General features: G+C 47.2%; 15 protein-coding genes. 14 read left to right on the top strand and 1 reads right to left on the bottom strand.

Going from position 1 to position 15,489, the window contains the following annotated elements; genetic code table 11:
* Positions 1–19: 19 nt before the first annotated feature.
* From gspD to AAA952_RS12310, 11 genes are all read left to right on the top strand, one after another.
* A complete protein-coding gene (gene gspD, locus AAA952_RS12360; RefSeq protein ID WP_263142178.1) occupies positions 20–2,134 on the top strand; it encodes a type II secretion system secretin GspD in 2,115 nt (704 codons plus the stop codon).
* Entirely contained in the window at positions 2,127–3,692 is a 1,566-nt protein-coding gene (gene gspE, locus AAA952_RS12355) for a type II secretion system ATPase GspE (RefSeq protein ID WP_105250994.1), read from the top strand. Before gspD ends, gspE begins: the two co-directional genes overlap by 8 nt.
* 3 nt (positions 3,693–3,695) lie before the next feature.
* A complete protein-coding gene (gene gspF / locus AAA952_RS12350; protein ID WP_105250995.1) occupies positions 3,696–4,919 on the top strand; it encodes a type II secretion system inner membrane protein GspF in 1,224 nt (407 codons plus the stop codon).
* 62 nt (positions 4,920–4,981) lie between these two features.
* Positions 4,982–5,416, top strand: coding sequence for a type II secretion system major pseudopilin GspG (gene gspG / locus AAA952_RS12345; RefSeq protein ID WP_105250996.1), 435 nt, complete (start codon positions 4,982–4,984; stop codon positions 5,414–5,416).
* A 1-nt stretch (position 5,417) separates the two neighbouring features.
* Positions 5,418–5,993 (top strand): type II secretion system minor pseudopilin GspH, encoded by a 576-nt coding sequence (gene gspH, locus AAA952_RS12340; protein WP_113941577.1) that lies wholly within the window; start codon positions 5,418–5,420, stop codon positions 5,991–5,993.
* Positions 5,980–6,348: a type II secretion system minor pseudopilin GspI gene (gspI, locus tag AAA952_RS12335; RefSeq protein WP_105250998.1), complete on the top strand. Its 369-nt coding sequence runs from the start codon at positions 5,980–5,982 to the stop codon at positions 6,346–6,348. The genes gspH and gspI overlap by 14 nt, the downstream gene beginning before the upstream one ends.
* On the top strand, positions 6,329–7,111 hold the full coding sequence (gene gspJ / locus AAA952_RS12330) for a type II secretion system minor pseudopilin GspJ (RefSeq protein WP_105250999.1): 783 nt from the start codon (positions 6,329–6,331) through the stop codon (positions 7,109–7,111). Before gspI ends, gspJ begins: the two co-directional genes overlap by 20 nt.
* Entirely contained in the window at positions 7,108–8,106 is a 999-nt protein-coding gene (gene gspK / locus AAA952_RS12325) for a type II secretion system minor pseudopilin GspK (protein WP_105251000.1), read from the top strand. The genes gspJ and gspK overlap by 4 nt, the downstream gene beginning before the upstream one ends.
* 183 nt (positions 8,107–8,289) lie before the next feature.
* The gene (gene gspL / locus AAA952_RS12320) at positions 8,290–9,477 is read left to right on the top strand and encodes a type II secretion system protein GspL (RefSeq protein ID WP_263179884.1); all 1,188 of its coding nucleotides are present in this window, start codon (positions 8,290–8,292) and stop codon (positions 9,475–9,477) included.
* Position 9,478: 1 nt separating this feature from the next.
* Positions 9,479–9,955 (top strand): type II secretion system protein M, encoded by a 477-nt coding sequence (locus tag AAA952_RS12315; protein ID WP_105251002.1) that lies wholly within the window; start codon positions 9,479–9,481, stop codon positions 9,953–9,955.
* Positions 9,956–9,969: 14 nt separating this feature from the next.
* Positions 9,970–10,731 carry a type II secretion system protein N gene (locus AAA952_RS12310; RefSeq protein WP_263170013.1) on the top strand — a complete coding sequence of 254 codons (762 nt, stop codon included), beginning with the start codon at positions 9,970–9,972 and terminating at the stop codon, positions 10,729–10,731.
* 142 nt (positions 10,732–10,873) lie between these two features.
* Here the strand turns inward: AAA952_RS12310 and yrfG are convergent, their stop codons facing one another.
* Complete coding sequence (gene yrfG, locus AAA952_RS12305; RefSeq protein ID WP_338257386.1) at positions 10,874–11,536, bottom strand: GMP/IMP nucleotidase; 663 nt, start codon at positions 11,534–11,536, stop codon at positions 10,874–10,876.
* 160 nt (positions 11,537–11,696) lie between these two features.
* Here yrfG and AAA952_RS12300 point away from each other — a divergent pair, with 160 nt between their 5' ends.
* From AAA952_RS12300 to AAA952_RS12290, 3 genes are read left to right on the top strand one after another with little or no spacing between them, the layout of a single operon-like run.
* The gene (locus AAA952_RS12300; protein ID WP_173497006.1) at positions 11,697–12,284 is read left to right on the top strand and encodes an aspartyl/asparaginyl beta-hydroxylase domain-containing protein; all 588 of its coding nucleotides are present in this window, start codon (positions 11,697–11,699) and stop codon (positions 12,282–12,284) included.
* Complete coding sequence (locus tag AAA952_RS12295) at positions 12,262–14,307, top strand: phytanoyl-CoA dioxygenase family protein (protein ID WP_338257383.1); 2,046 nt, start codon at positions 12,262–12,264, stop codon at positions 14,305–14,307. The genes AAA952_RS12300 and AAA952_RS12295 overlap by 23 nt, the downstream gene beginning before the upstream one ends.
* Positions 14,307–15,446 carry a sulfotransferase family protein gene (locus AAA952_RS12290; RefSeq protein ID WP_338257381.1) on the top strand — a complete coding sequence of 380 codons (1,140 nt, stop codon included), beginning with the start codon at positions 14,307–14,309 and terminating at the stop codon, positions 15,444–15,446. The genes AAA952_RS12295 and AAA952_RS12290 overlap by 1 nt, the downstream gene beginning before the upstream one ends.
* The last annotated feature ends 43 nt before the right edge of the window (positions 15,447–15,489 follow it).

The following is a 15,489-nucleotide window of genomic DNA, read 5'->3' as shown; positions in this document are numbered from 1 at the left end:
GTTAGAGGAAAGAAAAAGAATGAATAACAAAAGGATTCGACGCAAGCTGATTGCTGGGGTTGTTGCGGGTGCAGCCATGTTCTCCTCCCAATTCGCTTGGTCTGAACAGTATGCGGCCAACTTTAAAGGCACGGATATTCAAGAATTTATCAATATAGTTGGTAAAAACCTGAATAAGACCATCATAGTTGACCCGACAATTCGCGGCAAAATCAACGTTCGCAGTTATGATCTGTTGAACGATGAACAGTATTACCAGTTTTTCCTCAACGTCTTACAAGTTTACGGTTATGCCATCGTTGAGATGGAAAATAACGTTATTAAAGTCATTAAAGACAAAGATGCCAAAACCGCTGCAATTCGAGTCGCTAACGATAACGACCCCGGCCTTGGTGACGAAATGGTGACGCGTATCGTGGCCTTGTATAACACTGAGGCTAAGCAATTAGCGCCGTTATTGCGTCAACTTAATGATAATGCGGGTGGCGGCAACGTAGTGAACTACGATCCCTCCAATGTCTTGATGTTGTCTGGCCGTGCTGCGGTAGTGAACAAGTTAGTCGAAATTATCCGTCGAGTGGATAAGCAAGGCGATACCTCGGTGCAAGTGGTGCCGTTAGAATTTGCCTCCGCGGGTGAAATGGTACGAATCATAGATACCCTTTATCGTGCTACTGCTAACCAATCCCAATTGCCAGGCCAAGCGCCAAAAGTGGTTGCTGACGAACGTATCAATGCCGTAGTCGTGAGCGGTGATGAGAAGAGCCGCCAACGTGTGGTCGAGCTTATCCGTCGTCTCGATGCCGAACAAGCCAGCACAGGTAACACAAAAGTTCGTTATCTACGTTATGCCAAAGCAGAAGATTTAGTTGAAGTGCTGACCGGTTTTGCCCAAAAGTTGGAAGGCGAGAAAGATCCGAGCGCTCAGGCTGCAGGTGGTAAACGCCGTAATGAAATTAATATCATGGCGCATACTGAAACCAACGCCTTAGTGATCAGTGCTGAACCCGATCAGATGCGCACTATCGAGAGCGTGATTAATCAACTCGACATCCGCCGTGCTCAGGTACTCGTAGAAGCCATTATTGTCGAAGTTGCCGAAGGCGACAGTGTCGGCTTTGGGGTGCAATGGGCGGCGAAAGCGGGCGGCGGCACTCAGTTTAATAACTTAGGCCCAACCATAGGTGAGATTGGCGCTGGTGTATGGCAGGCGCAAGATAAAGAAGGCACATTCATCACTAACCCGAGTACTGGTCAGGTGATAGGTCAAAACCCGAGTACGAAGGGCGATGTTACCTTACTTGCCCAAGCTTTAGGTAAAGTGAACGGTATGGCATGGGGTGTGGCCATGGGTGACTTTGGTGCGCTGATCCAAGCCGTATCCAGTGACACTAACTCAAACGTACTGGCAACGCCTTCTATTACGACCTTAGATAACCAAGAAGCCTCGTTTATTGTGGGTGACGAAGTGCCTATTCTGACAGGTTCTACCGCCAGCTCGAGCAACAGCAACCCATTCCAAACCGTTGAGCGTAAAGAGGTTGGGGTTAAACTGAAAGTGGTGCCACAGATCAACGAAGGCAGCTCAGTTAAGCTGACGATTGAACAGGAAGTTTCTGGGGTTAACGGTAATACAGGCGTGGATATTTCCTTCGCGACTCGTCGCTTAACCACTACCGTTATGGCGGATTCTGGTCAAATTGTGGTACTCGGTGGTTTGATCAACGAAGAAGTACAAGAAAGTATACAAAAAGTACCGTTCTTGGGTGATATCCCTATTCTAGGACATTTGTTTAAATCTTCTTCGAGCAAAAAAACGAAGAAAAACCTCATGATCTTCATCAAGCCAACGATCATACGTGATGGCATCACGATGGAAGGGATTGCTGGGCGTAAATATAATTATTTCAGAGCATTACAGCTTGAACAGCAAGAGCGGGGCGTGAACTTAATGCCAAATACTCAAGTGCCAGTGTTGGAAGAATGGAATCAGTCTGAGTATTTACCTCCTGAAGTTAACGAGATTTTAGAGCGTTATAAAGAAGGTAAAGGCTTAGATACTCAGATGCGTAAAACGGATCCAACGCTCAAAACGCTCGATGAAAACAAAAACAAAGATAAAACCAATGAGTGAAATTCAACTATCCCAAGTCGATGACCTCAGCCAAGTCTCTAATGAGCTAGGCCTTGAAGCTGAAGGTGATGAGGTATTTCGTTCGAGCAGTAAAGAGCGTTTACCTTTTGCCTTTGCACACCGCCACGATGTGGTGCTCGCGCTGGGCGAAACGGGCGAGTTAAGCTTGTTCTATACGAGTAAAACACCGTTAACGGCTATGCTCGAAGCGCGGCGTTATTCGGGTGTCGATTTGCCTTTGGTTAAGCTCGAAGTGGCGAAGTTTGAGGCCAAACTCACTCAAGCATATCAGGCGAACTCGTCTGAAGCGCAGCAGTTGATGGAAGACATAGGCAACGAGATGGATTTATTCACCCTTGCCGAAGAGCTGCCGCAGACCGAAGACTTGCTCGAAGGTGATGATGATGCGCCTATCATCAAACTGATTAATGCCTTGTTATCTGAAGCGATTAAAGAAGAAGCGTCGGATATCCATATCGAAACCTACGAGAAACAGCTTGTGGTGCGGTTCCGTATCGATGGTGTGCTCAAAGAAGTCCTCAAGCCAAACCGTAAGCTGTCGTCGCTGTTAGTGTCGCGGATTAAGGTTATGGCTCGCCTCGATATCGCCGAAAAACGTGTGCCGCAGGATGGCCGTATTTCGCTGCGTATCGCAGGTCGTGCGGTGGATGTGCGGGTATCGACCATGCCATCGAGCCACGGTGAACGTGTTGTACTGCGTCTGCTGGATAAAAATACTGGCAACCTCGATTTAGAACAATTGGGGATGACAGACAGTATTCGCGTTAAGTTTGAAGATCTTATTCGTCGTCCTCACGGGATCATTTTGGTGACTGGCCCTACGGGCTCGGGTAAAAGTACCACTTTGTATGCGGGTCTGACGGAGATCAACTCCAAAGACACCAACATACTCACAGTAGAAGACCCTATCGAATACGAGTTAGACGGTATCGGTCAGACCCAAGTTAACACTAAGGCCGACATGACTTTCGCCCGTGGTCTGCGCGCTATTTTGCGTCAAGATCCCGATGTGGTGATGATAGGTGAGATCCGTGACCTCGAAACCGCACAAATTGCGGTGCAAGCGTCACTCACTGGCCACATGGTGATTTCAACCCTGCATACCAACACAGCCTCTGGCGCGATTACACGTTTGCAAGACATGGGCGTAGAGCCTTTTCTCGTGTCTTCAAGTTTACTCGGCGTGTTGGCTCAACGTTTGATCCGAACCCTTTGTCCTAAATGTAAAATCGAGCATGTGCCCGATGCGCGTGAGCGTGAGTTGCTGGGCATCGCCGCCGATGACGACAGACGTATTTTCCGTGCCAATGGCTGTAAATCCTGTGGTAACAATGGCTACCGTGGTCGAACGGGTATTCATGAGCTTTTACTGGTTGACGATAATGTGCGTGAATTGATCCATGGCGGCCGCGGTGAGTTAGCCATCGAAAAGTATATTCGTCAGTTTGTACCGAGCATTCGTCACGATGGCATGAGCAAAGTGCTCGCGGGCATCACCACTCTCGAAGAAGTGCTACGTGTGACTCGCGAGGAGTAATTTATGCCAGCATTTGAATATAAGGCACTGGATGCCAAGGGAAAGCAGCTTAAGGGCGTAATTGAGGCGGATACCGCCAGACACGCCCGCAGCCAACTGCGCGATCAGCGCATGATGCCCTTGGAAATACTGCCTGTTACTGAAAAAGAAGCCAAAGCTAAGAGCAGCAGTTTTTCGTTTTTCAAACGTGGCATTTCAGTTGCTGAATTAGCTTTGATCACCCGCCAAATTGCGACCTTAGTGGCCGCGGGTTTACCGATTGAAGAATCCCTTAAAGCCGTTGGTCAGCAGTGCGAGAAAGATCGTCTCGCGAGCATGATCATGGCGGTACGTTCTCGGGTGGTGGAAGGTTATAGTCTGGCCGATTCCTTGGCTGAATTTCCGCATATTTTCGATGATTTATACCGTGCCATGGTGGCCTCGGGTGAAAAGTCCGGTCACTTAGAAGTGGTGCTTAATCGTCTGGCGGATTATACCGAGCGACGCCAACAGCTTAAATCTAAGCTGACCCAAGCCATGATTTATCCCGCGGTTTTGACCACAGTGGCGATAGGGGTGATTTCAATCCTGCTAGCTGCGGTTGTGCCTAAAGTGGTCGGACAGTTTGAGCATATGGGCGCTGAGCTTCCCGCCTCGACCCGCTTCTTGATTTCTGCCTCTGACTTTGTGCAAAACTATGGTGTGTTTGTGGTCATCGCCTTAGTGCTGCTGTTCGCACTCTTTCGGCGCATGTTAAAGTCACCTGCGTTTCGGATGAAGTACGATAATTTTTTATTAAGCATGCCAGTTGTTGGCCGCGTGAGTAAGGGATTAAATACGGCGCGTTTTGCGCGGACGTTAAGTATCTTATCTGCCAGTTCAGTGCCTTTGCTCGATGGTATGCGTATCGCGAGTGAAGTGTTGCAGAATATGCGAGTGCGCGCCGCAGTTGACGATGCGACCGCACGCGTGCGGGAAGGAACTAGCTTAGGTGCAGCGTTGACTAATACTAAGTTGTTTCCGGCTATGATGTTATACATGATTGCGTCGGGCGAGAAGAGTGGTCAACTTGAGCAGATGTTAGAGCGGGCCGCCGATAACCAAGACAGGGAATTCGAAGGTAACGTCAACATAGCATTGGGTGTATTCGAGCCTATGCTGGTGGTCAGTATGGCGTGTGTTGTGCTCTTTATCGTGATGGCAATTTTGCAGCCAATTTTAGCCTTGAATAACTTGATTAGCGGTTAATTTTTGAATTTATGGATTATGACCAAGTCGATTGGCATAGGTTTTTTTAGGAGAAGTAGTCGATGCAAATGAACAAGAAACATCAAGGTTTTACCTTACTCGAAGTGATGGTTGTTATCGTGATTTTAGGGATTTTAGCCTCTATGGTTGTGCCTAACTTGATGGGTAACAAAGATAAGGCTGACCAACAAAAAGCCGTGTCTGACATAGTTGCACTCGAAAATGCCTTAGATATGTATAAGTTAGATAACGGTGTCTATCCATCGACCGAACAAGGCTTAGAAGCATTAGTGCAAAAGCCTACGATTTCGCCTGAGCCACGTAACTACCGTGAAGATGGTTATGTAAAACGTTTGCCAGAAGATCCATGGCGCAATAACTACCTGTTGTTAAGCCCTGGCGAAAACGGCAAGTTAGATATTTTCAGTGCAGGCCCCGATGGTCAACCAGGTACCGAAGATGACATCGGTAACTGGAATTTACAGAATTTCCAATAAGATGCTAAAGCTGCGTCACGCTGGTTTCACCTTAATGGAGGTGATGCTAGTGATTTTGTTGATGGGGCTCACGGCTGCGGCTGTGACTATGTCTATCGGCAATTCTGGGCCGCAACAGGCCTTAGATAGAACGGCGCGGCAGTTTATTGCGGCCACTGAAATGGTGCTTGATGAAACCGTTTTAAGTGGCCAGTTTATTGGTATTGTGATTGAGAAAACCAGTTATCAGTTTGTTTTTTATAAAGAAGGTAAGTGGGAGCCTTTGGATAAAGACAGACTCTTATCTGAAAAGCAAATGGAGCCAGGGGTTGTACTGAACTTAGTGCTCGATGGTTTACCTTTGGTACAAGAGGATGAGAAAGACGATTCTTGGTTCGAAGAACCGCTGATTGAACCCTCTGCCGATGATAAGAAGAAACACCCTGAGCCACAGGTCATGCTATTCCCGAGCGGTGAAATGAGCGCTTTTGAGCTGACGTTTATCGCTAAAACTAACAAAGGCCAGCAGGCCGAAACGTTAGTGGTCGGTGATGCGCTGGGCAGATTAACCATAGGGCGCCCCGATGAAACGCGTTAAGGGCATGACCTTACTCGAAGTGATTGTGGCCCTTGCCGTATTTTCGATTGCGGCCGTGTCTATCACTAAAAGTTTGGGCGAGCAGATGGCAAACATGCCGATTCTGGAATCGCGCACTTTGGCACAGTGGGTGGCTGATAATCAGATGGTCGATGCCAGACTCGATCCACAGTTTCCTGAAATCGGTAAAAAAGAAGGTCAAGTTGAGCTCGCAGGAAAGGATTGGTATTGGCGTAAGGAAGTGGTGAAAACGACGGACGATAATTTTCGTATGATCCGCATAAGTGTGAGTGAAGACGAACGCTATCAGCGTATTGCCGCACAAGTGAGCAGTTATGTCCTTAAAACTAACTAGTGCGCAGCGGGGATTCACCCTGCTGGAAATGCTGATCGCCATCGCGATTTTCGCCATGATAGGTTTGGCTTCTAATGCGGTACTCAGCACAGTGCTGACTAACGATGAAGTGACGCGCGCTTTTTCAACTCGGCTTAAAGCTCTACAACAAGGCTTTGGTGCGATTGAGCGTGATCTCGCGCAAATGGTGGCGCGCACGCCAAGATTACTCGAAGGTGGTCGAGGTTCGACCGTCTTCCAAACAGGCAATGATATTTTAGATTCGGAATCAGAAGCCTTAGTGTTTTACCGTTTAGGCTGGTTAAATCCCGACGGTTTATTACCGCGAGGCAGCTTGCAGTCGGTGGCGTATGTGGTGCATGAAGGGCGGCTGGAACGTTGGTACTTTCCTTATCCTGAGCCTGAGTTTGGCGCCGAGCCGATTAAGACAGTGATTATCGACAAAGTGCTGTCGGTGGAATATTCCTTCTTTATGGAAGACAAGTGGGAGCGCAAAGTCGAGGCGACTAAGTTGCCTAAAGCGATCGCCATGGAGATTGAGATTGAAGGTTTAGGCAAGATCCAACGTAAGTTCTTGTTGCCGCTGGGTGCTGTTGCACCAGAAAAGTCTAAGGATGACGATAATAAAGACGAAAATCCTGACGATACGAACAAAGATAAAGACAAAGATGGTGATGGAGTCGATGATGGCTCGGGGAACGATCCAGGTGACGGTTCTGGTGATCCAGGTGATGGTGACCCTGAAGATGAGGGCCGCGAATGAGAACCCAATCTCGGTCTAAACAGCGCGGTGTCGCACTGATAGTTGTGCTCTTGATTGTGGCCATGGTGGTGATCATCGCGACAAACATCACAGGCCGTAATCAGTTATCCATGCGTCGAACGTTGAACTTGGCCCAGTACGATCAAGCCTATTGGTACGCGATTTCTGCTGAAGAACTGGCGAAGAAAATTTTAAAACAAGATTTAGACGACTCGGAAGGTCGGGTCCACAGGCAACAATATTGGGCCATGGCCGATGTGGTGTTTCCGGCTGAATACGGTGAAATTGCTGGCAAGATCACAGATATGCGTGCCTGTTTTAACTTAAATGCCTTGTCTGTGACCACGAAAGAGGTGGAAAACAGTCAACCTAAGCTGCCGTTGGCGGCGAAGCAATATAAGGCCTTGTTGGTGAGTTTAGGAATGGACGACTTTAGTGCGGACCGTCTGACCCAGACCTTAAAAGATTATATCGACGAAGACACCACTGCTAGCCCTTATGGTGCCGAAGATGCGGAATACGAAGCGCGAAATGTGCCTTACCGTGCGGCCAATACGCTGATGAATCATCGCAGTGAATTACGGGCAGTGATGGGATACACCCAAGATATCTATTTGAAACTCTTGCCCTATGTATGCGTTATCCCAGGTAATGACAGGCAATTACTGAATGTGAATACCTTGGAAGTAGAGCAAGCGGCACTGTTAGCTGGCATGCTCGAAAATCAGATTTCGGTAGGCGAAGCAGAAAGTATCATCAACCAACGCCCCGGCGATGGCTTTGCCAAGATAGATGATTTTTATGAAAGCTCATCCATGGGATCGATCAAGTGGGAAGGTGCCATGAAGTCGAGCTTTGTCATCGATAGCCAATATTTTTTATTGGCCTCGGGGGCGAAGGTTGATAACGCCGTATTTAGAATGGAAAGTGTGCTCAAAAAGAGCGGCGGCAATAAAATGGAAGTGCTCACCCGTCAGTTTGGTGGCCAAAAATAATGGAAGTGCTCACCCGTCAGGGTTTGATGTTGGTGGCCAAAAATAATGGAAGTGCTCACCCGGCAGGGTTTGATGTTGGTGGACAAAAATAATGGCAGTGCTCACCCGGCAGAATCTGGTGGACAAAAATAATAGCAACGAGCTCAGTCACGCTTTCTTGACTGGGACTGGTGGAGAAAAACTGTGAGTGAACGGCTATTTATTCGCTTAGGCAGAACAGCAGAGCAAGCGTGCTCTTGGCTCGTTTGGTCGGAGCAAGAACAGGAAATTATCGCCTCTGGCGAGCTCGCCAATGCCCAAGGTTTGTCGACCTTAACTGAGCGTGCGGGCAATCGTCCCGTCGATGTGTTAGTGCCCGCCGCGGCAATGACACTCACTAGTGTGCATTTGCCCGAAAAAGGCCAACGCCAAGCCTTGAAAGCCTTGCCTTTTATGCTCGAAGAAGCCTTAGCCGATGATGTCGATGCTATGCATTTTACTGTTGGTCCACGTGACGGTGACGCCTTAAGTGTGGTCGCAGTGGCCCATGAGCAAATGCAGACTTGGCTGAGTTGTTTGACTGAAGCGGGTTTAAAAGTGAAGCGCATTGTGCCTGACTGTTTAGCCTTGCCATTGCAAGAGTGCCAATGGGCGGCAATGAATTTTGGCAATGAGCTATTGCTGCGTACCGGATTAGCTTCGGGCCAGAGCTTACCTCTGCCTTGGTTGCCAATTGCGTTAGAACAACTTAAGCCTGCACAGGGCGAAGTCTCTGTCGCCAGTTATACCGAGATGCAACTCGAGGGTGTCGAGCTTAAGCCGCAGTCACTCGAGCTACCTATGTTAGTGTTAGCCCGCGGTATTTTGCATGCGCCAGTGAATTTACTGAGCGGCGTTTACACGCCGAAGCGTGAATACAGCAAACAGTTGGTGATGTGGAAGAGCGCTGCCATCGTTATCGCCATCGCGTGCGTGCTGGCCTTAGTGAATAAAGGGCTGACTATACATCAAGTCAATGGTCAGGTTGCCGATCTTAAAGCCCAGAGTGAATCCATTTATCAGCAAGTGATCCCGGGAAATTCGCGCATTGTTAACCTACGTTCGCAGATGGAAAGTCAGTTACGTGCATTGCAGGGACAGGGCAGTGGTGCCGAGTTTTTTGCCATGCTCGATGGTTTACAGGATGCCTTTAAGCAAGTGCCTGAACTTAAACCTAATAGCCTAAGATTCGAAAGCGCGCGTAACGAGATCCGTATGCAAGTGAGTGCGAAAAATTACGCGCAGATCGAGAAGTTTAAAGAGATTGTCGGTCGTCGTTTTCAACTCGATGGCGGCACTATGAATAGCGGTGAAGAGCAAGTCACCAGTACCTTAACCTTGAGGAGCAAATAAGATGGATAATTTGCGGACTTGGTGGCAAGGGCTCGCATCGCGCGAGCAGCAGTTAGTAGGCTTTTGCTCGGTATTTTTAGTCATTGGTATTTTTTATTGGGGTGTTTGGACGCCGATTGCCAATGCTGAAGCCGATGCATTACGTAACCTCAATGCACAGCAACAGACGTTGAACTATGTAAAACAAACGGCGAATAAAATAGCGAGTCTTAAGCAGAACGGTGCTAAGCCAACGACGTCGGGCAGTTTAAGCTCAGTGGTTAACCAAACTGCGGGCAATTATGGGTTAGTGATTACTCGCATGCAACCCCAAGGCGATAAGATCCAAGTGTGGATGGACGATGTTCCTTTTGATGCCTTGTTAGGTTATTTGAGTGAATTAGTGCAGAAGAAAGGACTTTCGCTCGAAAGTGTTGATTTGGCTGAGGCTGATGTACCTGGCTATGTCAAAGTGAGACGTATCCAATTAGCGCAATAAATTAAGGTGTAGCTGTGAGTTTGATAAAAAAAGTCATCATAGGCGTACTGATTTATTTAATATTTTTAGTCGTTCTATTCCCCGCTAAGATTGCGATAGCGTTAGCCCCATTGCCCGCGAATATCAGTGTTTCGGGTGTGAGTGGCAGTATTTGGTCTGGCAGCATAGAAACCTTAAGTATGCCGCAGCGCCAGGTAGAGCAAGTGCGTTGGGATCTGAGTCCTTGGGCGCTATTTTTAGGTAAAGTGAAAGTTGATTTTCAAGTGGGCAGCCGCGCAACACCTGTCAGTGCTAAGGGATTAATTTCTTGGTCTATGGGAGGCTTAAGTGCGAAGGGGTTACGTTTCGAAGCGCCAGATAGCTTTTTACTCGGCAATGCAAAACTGCCTTTTAAAACCGAAATATCCGGTGAAGTCAGCCTATTAGTCGAGACGTTAGAGCAAGGTAAGCCTTGGTGCGAGCAGCTGTCTGGTAAGCTGTTTTTGAATCAAACCAATGTTAAGAATCAGTTTGGTAACTATCCTCTAGGTAATATTGAACTCGGACTGAGTTGTGTCGAAGGCAAAGCGCAATTGGCTACAGATGAAACCAAGAACCAGCTTGGTATTGTTGGTACCTTACAGTTAGATGAAGGCAATATGGTGAAGGTTGAGGCTAAGATTAAAGAAACGGCAGAGCAACCGGAAGATATGCGTGAGTCGCTGAATATTTTAGGTAAGCGTGGTGCGGATGGTTATTTCCCTGTGGTATATCAGGGGCGGATCCCTGGGTTATAGGCTGTTTTAGATGAGCACTTAAACTTAATGTGAGTGCTCAGATGTGAAGGCCGTAATGCGAGAGTTGTGATAAAACGTTCGATCATAAAACAACGTGATGAATAGAAACGAAGGCACCTAAGGTGCCTTTTTTATAGCCTTTTTATCGCGTTAGATCAGTCAGTAGTGAGTGATAGTCGGTAATCGCGGGGAAATCTTGAAAGACTTTGATTGGTTTTTTACTGTCTGGGTTAGCAATCCCTAATTGATGACCCACACCGGCAAGTTTAGCGGCTTTGAGTATGGGTTCGCTATCGTCGATAAAGAGACAGCGACTTGGTTCAAGGTTGAATTGTTTAAACAAGGTCAGCCAAAATTGTGGGTGTTCCTTAGGGTAACCTGTCTCGTGGCTAGAAATCATGTCATCGAGCCCTGCTGCCAGCTCGGTATGTTCAAGCTTTAGGGCAAGACTCTTGGGATGCGCATTGGTCACTAAGATGCGCCGTTTACCTGCAGAGGCCAAGGCCGCTAAAAATGGCATGCTGTCTTGGCGCAGTTGAATGCGATCCACTAAAGTGCGGTGCAAGCCCATAATGTCGAGCTGCAGTTGCTCCTGCCAATAATCGAGACAGTACCAATCGAGCGTGCCTACGACTTTCTCATAGGCGTTCACAACTAATTGCTGCGCTTCGTTGTGGCTCACACCTTGCTGTCGACTCAATTCCTGCGGTACTAAATTCAGCCAAAAATGATTGTCGAAGTGCAAATCCAATAGGGTGCCATCCATATCGAGCAGAACCGTATCGATAGTCTTCCAGTTAAACATGGGTATTTCCTATTTTTGCAAAACTGAATCACGCTTAGCATTGATTGTTGCACTGCGTAATACTCAGTGATGACGATGATTCGAGTCACTTGTATGCTTAAATCTTTGTGCTAGTCTTGGATGATTAATTATTTTTAGTCTGAAAATTAAGCGGTTGGATATGGATATCTGTTCTTTTGCCCTATTAGCTCAAGTTTCAAACTCCCTTAGTTTACAGCAAGAGTTGAATGCTTTGCTGCAACAAGACTGGTTACCCCATGTAAATCAGCGTGATTATATGGGGGGTTGGGATGTTCTCGTCTTACGCTGTGCTGCAGAGTATCGCGGTGCTCATCCTATCTTGCAAGCCTTCTCAATTTCTACTGGTCAGCACTGGCAAGATTTGCCTCAACTCGAATCGAGCCCTGCGTTATGCCATTTTCTGCAATCTTTAGCCTGCCCAGTGAAATCCGTGCGTTTGATGCGCTTACATGCGGGGGCAGAAATCAAACCCCATAGAGATCAAGGACTCTGCCTAGAACAAGGCGAGGCAAGATTACATTTGCCACTGCAAACGAATGAGCAACTCAATTTTTACGTGGACGATAAACGTGTACCCATGCAGGCCGGAGAGCTTTGGTATATCAATGCCGACCAAGTCCATTGGGTTGAAAATAAAGGGCAGGATGCGCGGATCAATTTAGTGATTGATTGCGAGGTCAATACTTGGTTAAGGGAGTTAATCGATGCTGCAAAGATCAGAGCTTGAATTAGGGCATAGTTTGGATGTAGCTGTATTAACTCAGTTTGCTAATGCGCTACTGCTGTCAACCTCAGCAGGGGAGTCTAAACGGCTCATCGATCCCATGCTGAAGCAGTTGTGCCAAATAGCGGCAGTGGAGTTACACCCCGAGTCTTTTTTGGATACTGAGGCGAGCCATACGCCTTTTGGTAAGGCGGTGTCACTCACTACCGCGGCGCAGTGTGCCGAAGATCCCGAGCGGGGCCGAGTCTTTATACAAGGGATTTATCAAGCAATACAAGATCGTCTAAAGGCTCATCCCGGGCAGATTGTGAACATCTTATATGCGGGGACTGGGCCTTTTGCTTGGTTATTATTACCTCTGCTGCCGTTATTTTCTGCGAGTCAAATTCAAGTGACCTTGCTCGACATTCATCAAGCCTCGTTAGATAAAGTTACCAAGCTTATTGAACACTTTGATTTAGCTGATCGTGTGGTGGAGAGTGTCTGTGCGGATGCCACGTTTTGGCAGCCAAATACAGTCGTAAAGTTTGATGTGATTCTTTCCGAAACCATGAAGCACTTGTTGCAACAGGAGCCGCAAGTGCAAATTTTTACCCATTTACAGGCGTATCTTGCAGATGATGGTGTGCTCATCCCGCAAAATATTGAGTTAGACGCTTGGCTTGAGTGTCGTACTGTGCAGGATTTTGTGGAGACGCATTATTTAGGACCTTTGTTTGCACTCAACCTGCAAACTGCGCGCTTACTTGCCAGTGGAGACCGTAGCTTCTTGGCTGGTACTTTACTGCTCCCCGATTTCAGCCCGAGTGCGGTAACGCTTAAGTTCACGACTTCCATTCAAGTCTATGGTAATTCCACGCTGAGCGAAAACCAATCTCAACTCACGTTACCTCGATATCGACGTGAACATTGGCTTAAGCCGCTCTCATGCCTGGCTTTTCGATATGAGCAGGGTACTCATCCCGATTTTGTGTTTGATGTTATAGAGCAAAAACCTGTGCTTGTGTCGAGTGACGATCTGAGCTGCTTAGGCATTTATCATTTGCAGCGGCTTTGGCAAAAGATACAGCAACGCAAACGGGGAGTGCCATTCACTGAACTGGCTAATGAATGGCACTTAGATAAAACCTTGCTGGATCTTTGTGGAATAGGGCTAGAGCCGGGTCTAAGAGCTTTATATCAAAACGATCATCAGTCAGCTTTTATCGCTTACATTCAGCAAATAGCCAAGCTGACAGCTGCGGATATTGCTGGGATTAATCAGCAATTAGGTGCTATTTCCCATGGATTAACGCCATCGGTCACTGTACCAGAAGTCGAAGACTTCAATTCAGCGGAGGTTGAAGACTCAAATCCGGCGGCAGTACTCAGTGAGTCACAACTCAATTTTTGGCAAAGAGAAGGCTACTTAGTGATCCCGCAAGTACTCACGGCAGAGCAATGCGCCGCAACTCGAGATTTTATTTGGGAACAGTTAGGAGCCAATGAACAAGATCCCACCACTTGGTATCAAGCTCATGAGTTTATGCAGAAAATCATGCTGCAACTGTTTCGCCATCCGCAACTGGACGCGAATCGACAAGTCCCCAAAATTCGTCAAGTGTTTGAACAATTGTGGCAGCAAACGGATTTAGTTATGACAACCGATAGAGTCAGCTTTAATCCACCAGAAACGCCAACTTGGCATTTCCCCGGTCCGGATATGCACTGGGATATGCCACTACAGCTACCCGTTAAGTTTGCGACGCAAGGGTTAATTTATTTAACCGATACCAGTGCGGAACAAGGCGCATTCTGTTGTGTCCCCGGATTTCATCTCAAGATAGAGGAGTGGCTTCTTGAACAGAACAAGCCTGATATTGAGCTTCAGCAACAGGATTGGCATCGCTGGCAAGTAAAACCTATAGCGGCTAAAGCGGGCGATTTAATCATTTGGCACCATGCCTTGCCCCACGGCGCCAGTCCTAATCGTGAGACGTTACCGCGTATGGTGCAATACATTAACTTTTACCCTATGGCTTCCTAATGGTTGATTTTAAAGAACAACAGCAACGCTATTGGTTGTTAGTTCATAATCCAGCCGCCCTGAGGGAGCTTGGCAAGGTTATGACTCTCACCAACTTTTGCCAATATTTGCGGCTTTTTTGGCACTTACCAGACTGTGGCGATGATACGTTACTGGCCATCTTGCATACTGGTAATCGACAAAGGATAGAGCCGGATTATTCACTCTTCTGCCAGTTTTGGGCGCCAGCAGACTATGACCCTAAACGCAGAGTATTAGAGTGGATGTCCGCCGCAGAAAAACCGATTCATCCTTTCTACTCGGAGCATATTTCTGCAGTGCGGGGTCAGTTATTGTCCGCTTTGATCAAACCCCAAACTGCTCTGTTACCAGCGCCAAATCTTTCTGGGCTAGTAGAACAAGTGCAGCCTGCCGGATTTATATTTCACCTCTCTCGCTGTGGATCTACCTTAGTGTCGCGCAGTTTTGCGGGGTTATCTAAATGCAGGGCGTTATCTGAATCGCCTTTGCTGACTCAAGTGCTATTGGATAGGAACCTATCAGACACTGAAAGACGCGCAGCTTTAATATTTTGCATTAATACCCAAGGTCAGTTGTTTCATCCTGAACAGCATTTGTTGATTAAATGGAATGCGTGGGATTTGCAGTTTTGGCCATTGATCCTATCACTTTATCCTCAAGTTCCCGTGTTATTGCTACTTAGGGACCCCGTCGAGATCTTAGCCTCGCAGCAAAAGTCTGCTGGATATCATATGGTGCGACAACCGTCTCGACCTTTATTCCGTGAATTATCAGTACCAGAGGAAGGGGAGTCGATACTGGATTATCAATGTAAGGTATTGCGCTTGTTATTGGGTTATGGGTTAGAGATGAGTCAGCGTAACCAAGTGATGGTCGTGGATTATGAGGAGTTGTTACCCGCGATAGCGAATAAAATCGCAAACTGGTTTTCGTTGGCTCTCTCTAAAGAAGAGTGCAGCCAAGTCGAACAATGTCAGTTAATACATGCTAAAACAGCCACGCAGCCCTTTGTAGCAGATTCACAATCTAAACAAAGTTTTTTTTCGGCTAAGCAAAAAGAACAGATCCACCGTTATTGTAACTGGTCTAATCTTCACCTTTTTGAAACTAAAGGTTAACATAAATCTTGTATTTTTGTGTGATGTGAACTAGCTTTAGCCA

The sequence above is a fragment of the Shewanella sp. M-Br genome (assembly GCF_036245925.1).
GTDB lineage: Bacteria > Pseudomonadota > Gammaproteobacteria > Enterobacterales > Shewanellaceae > Shewanella > Shewanella oncorhynchi.
Note: the sequence above shows the minus strand (reverse complement) of the source record. Positions and strands in the feature narration are given on the sequence as shown.

What these genes read in the sequence shown, in the direction of transcription:
- gspD (WP_263142178.1), top strand. Translation starts at nt 20, where the DNA reads ATGAATAACAAAAGGATTCGACGCAAGCTGATTGCTGGGGTTGTTGCG.
- gspE (WP_105250994.1), top strand. Translation starts at nt 2,127, where the DNA reads ATGAGTGAAATTCAACTATCCCAAGTCGATGACCTCAGCCAAGTCTCT.
- gspF (WP_105250995.1), top strand. Translation starts at nt 3,696, where the DNA reads ATGCCAGCATTTGAATATAAGGCACTGGATGCCAAGGGAAAGCAGCTT.
- gspG (WP_105250996.1), top strand. Translation starts at nt 4,982, where the DNA reads ATGCAAATGAACAAGAAACATCAAGGTTTTACCTTACTCGAAGTGATG.
- gspH (WP_113941577.1), top strand. Translation starts at nt 5,418, where the DNA reads ATGCTAAAGCTGCGTCACGCTGGTTTCACCTTAATGGAGGTGATGCTA.
- gspI (WP_105250998.1), top strand. Translation starts at nt 5,980, where the DNA reads ATGAAACGCGTTAAGGGCATGACCTTACTCGAAGTGATTGTGGCCCTT.
- gspJ (WP_105250999.1), top strand. Translation starts at nt 6,329, where the DNA reads ATGTCCTTAAAACTAACTAGTGCGCAGCGGGGATTCACCCTGCTGGAA.
- gspK (WP_105251000.1), top strand. Translation starts at nt 7,108, where the DNA reads ATGAGAACCCAATCTCGGTCTAAACAGCGCGGTGTCGCACTGATAGTT.
- AAA952_RS12315 (WP_105251002.1), top strand. Translation starts at nt 9,479, where the DNA reads ATGGATAATTTGCGGACTTGGTGGCAAGGGCTCGCATCGCGCGAGCAG.
- yrfG (WP_338257386.1), bottom strand. Translation starts at nt 11,536, where the DNA reads ATGTTTAACTGGAAGACTATCGATACGGTTCTGCTCGATATGGATGGC.
- AAA952_RS12300 (WP_173497006.1), top strand. Translation starts at nt 11,697, where the DNA reads ATGGATATCTGTTCTTTTGCCCTATTAGCTCAAGTTTCAAACTCCCTT.
- AAA952_RS12295 (WP_338257383.1), top strand. Translation starts at nt 12,262, where the DNA reads ATGCTGCAAAGATCAGAGCTTGAATTAGGGCATAGTTTGGATGTAGCT.
- AAA952_RS12290 (WP_338257381.1), top strand. Translation starts at nt 14,307, where the DNA reads ATGGTTGATTTTAAAGAACAACAGCAACGCTATTGGTTGTTAGTTCAT.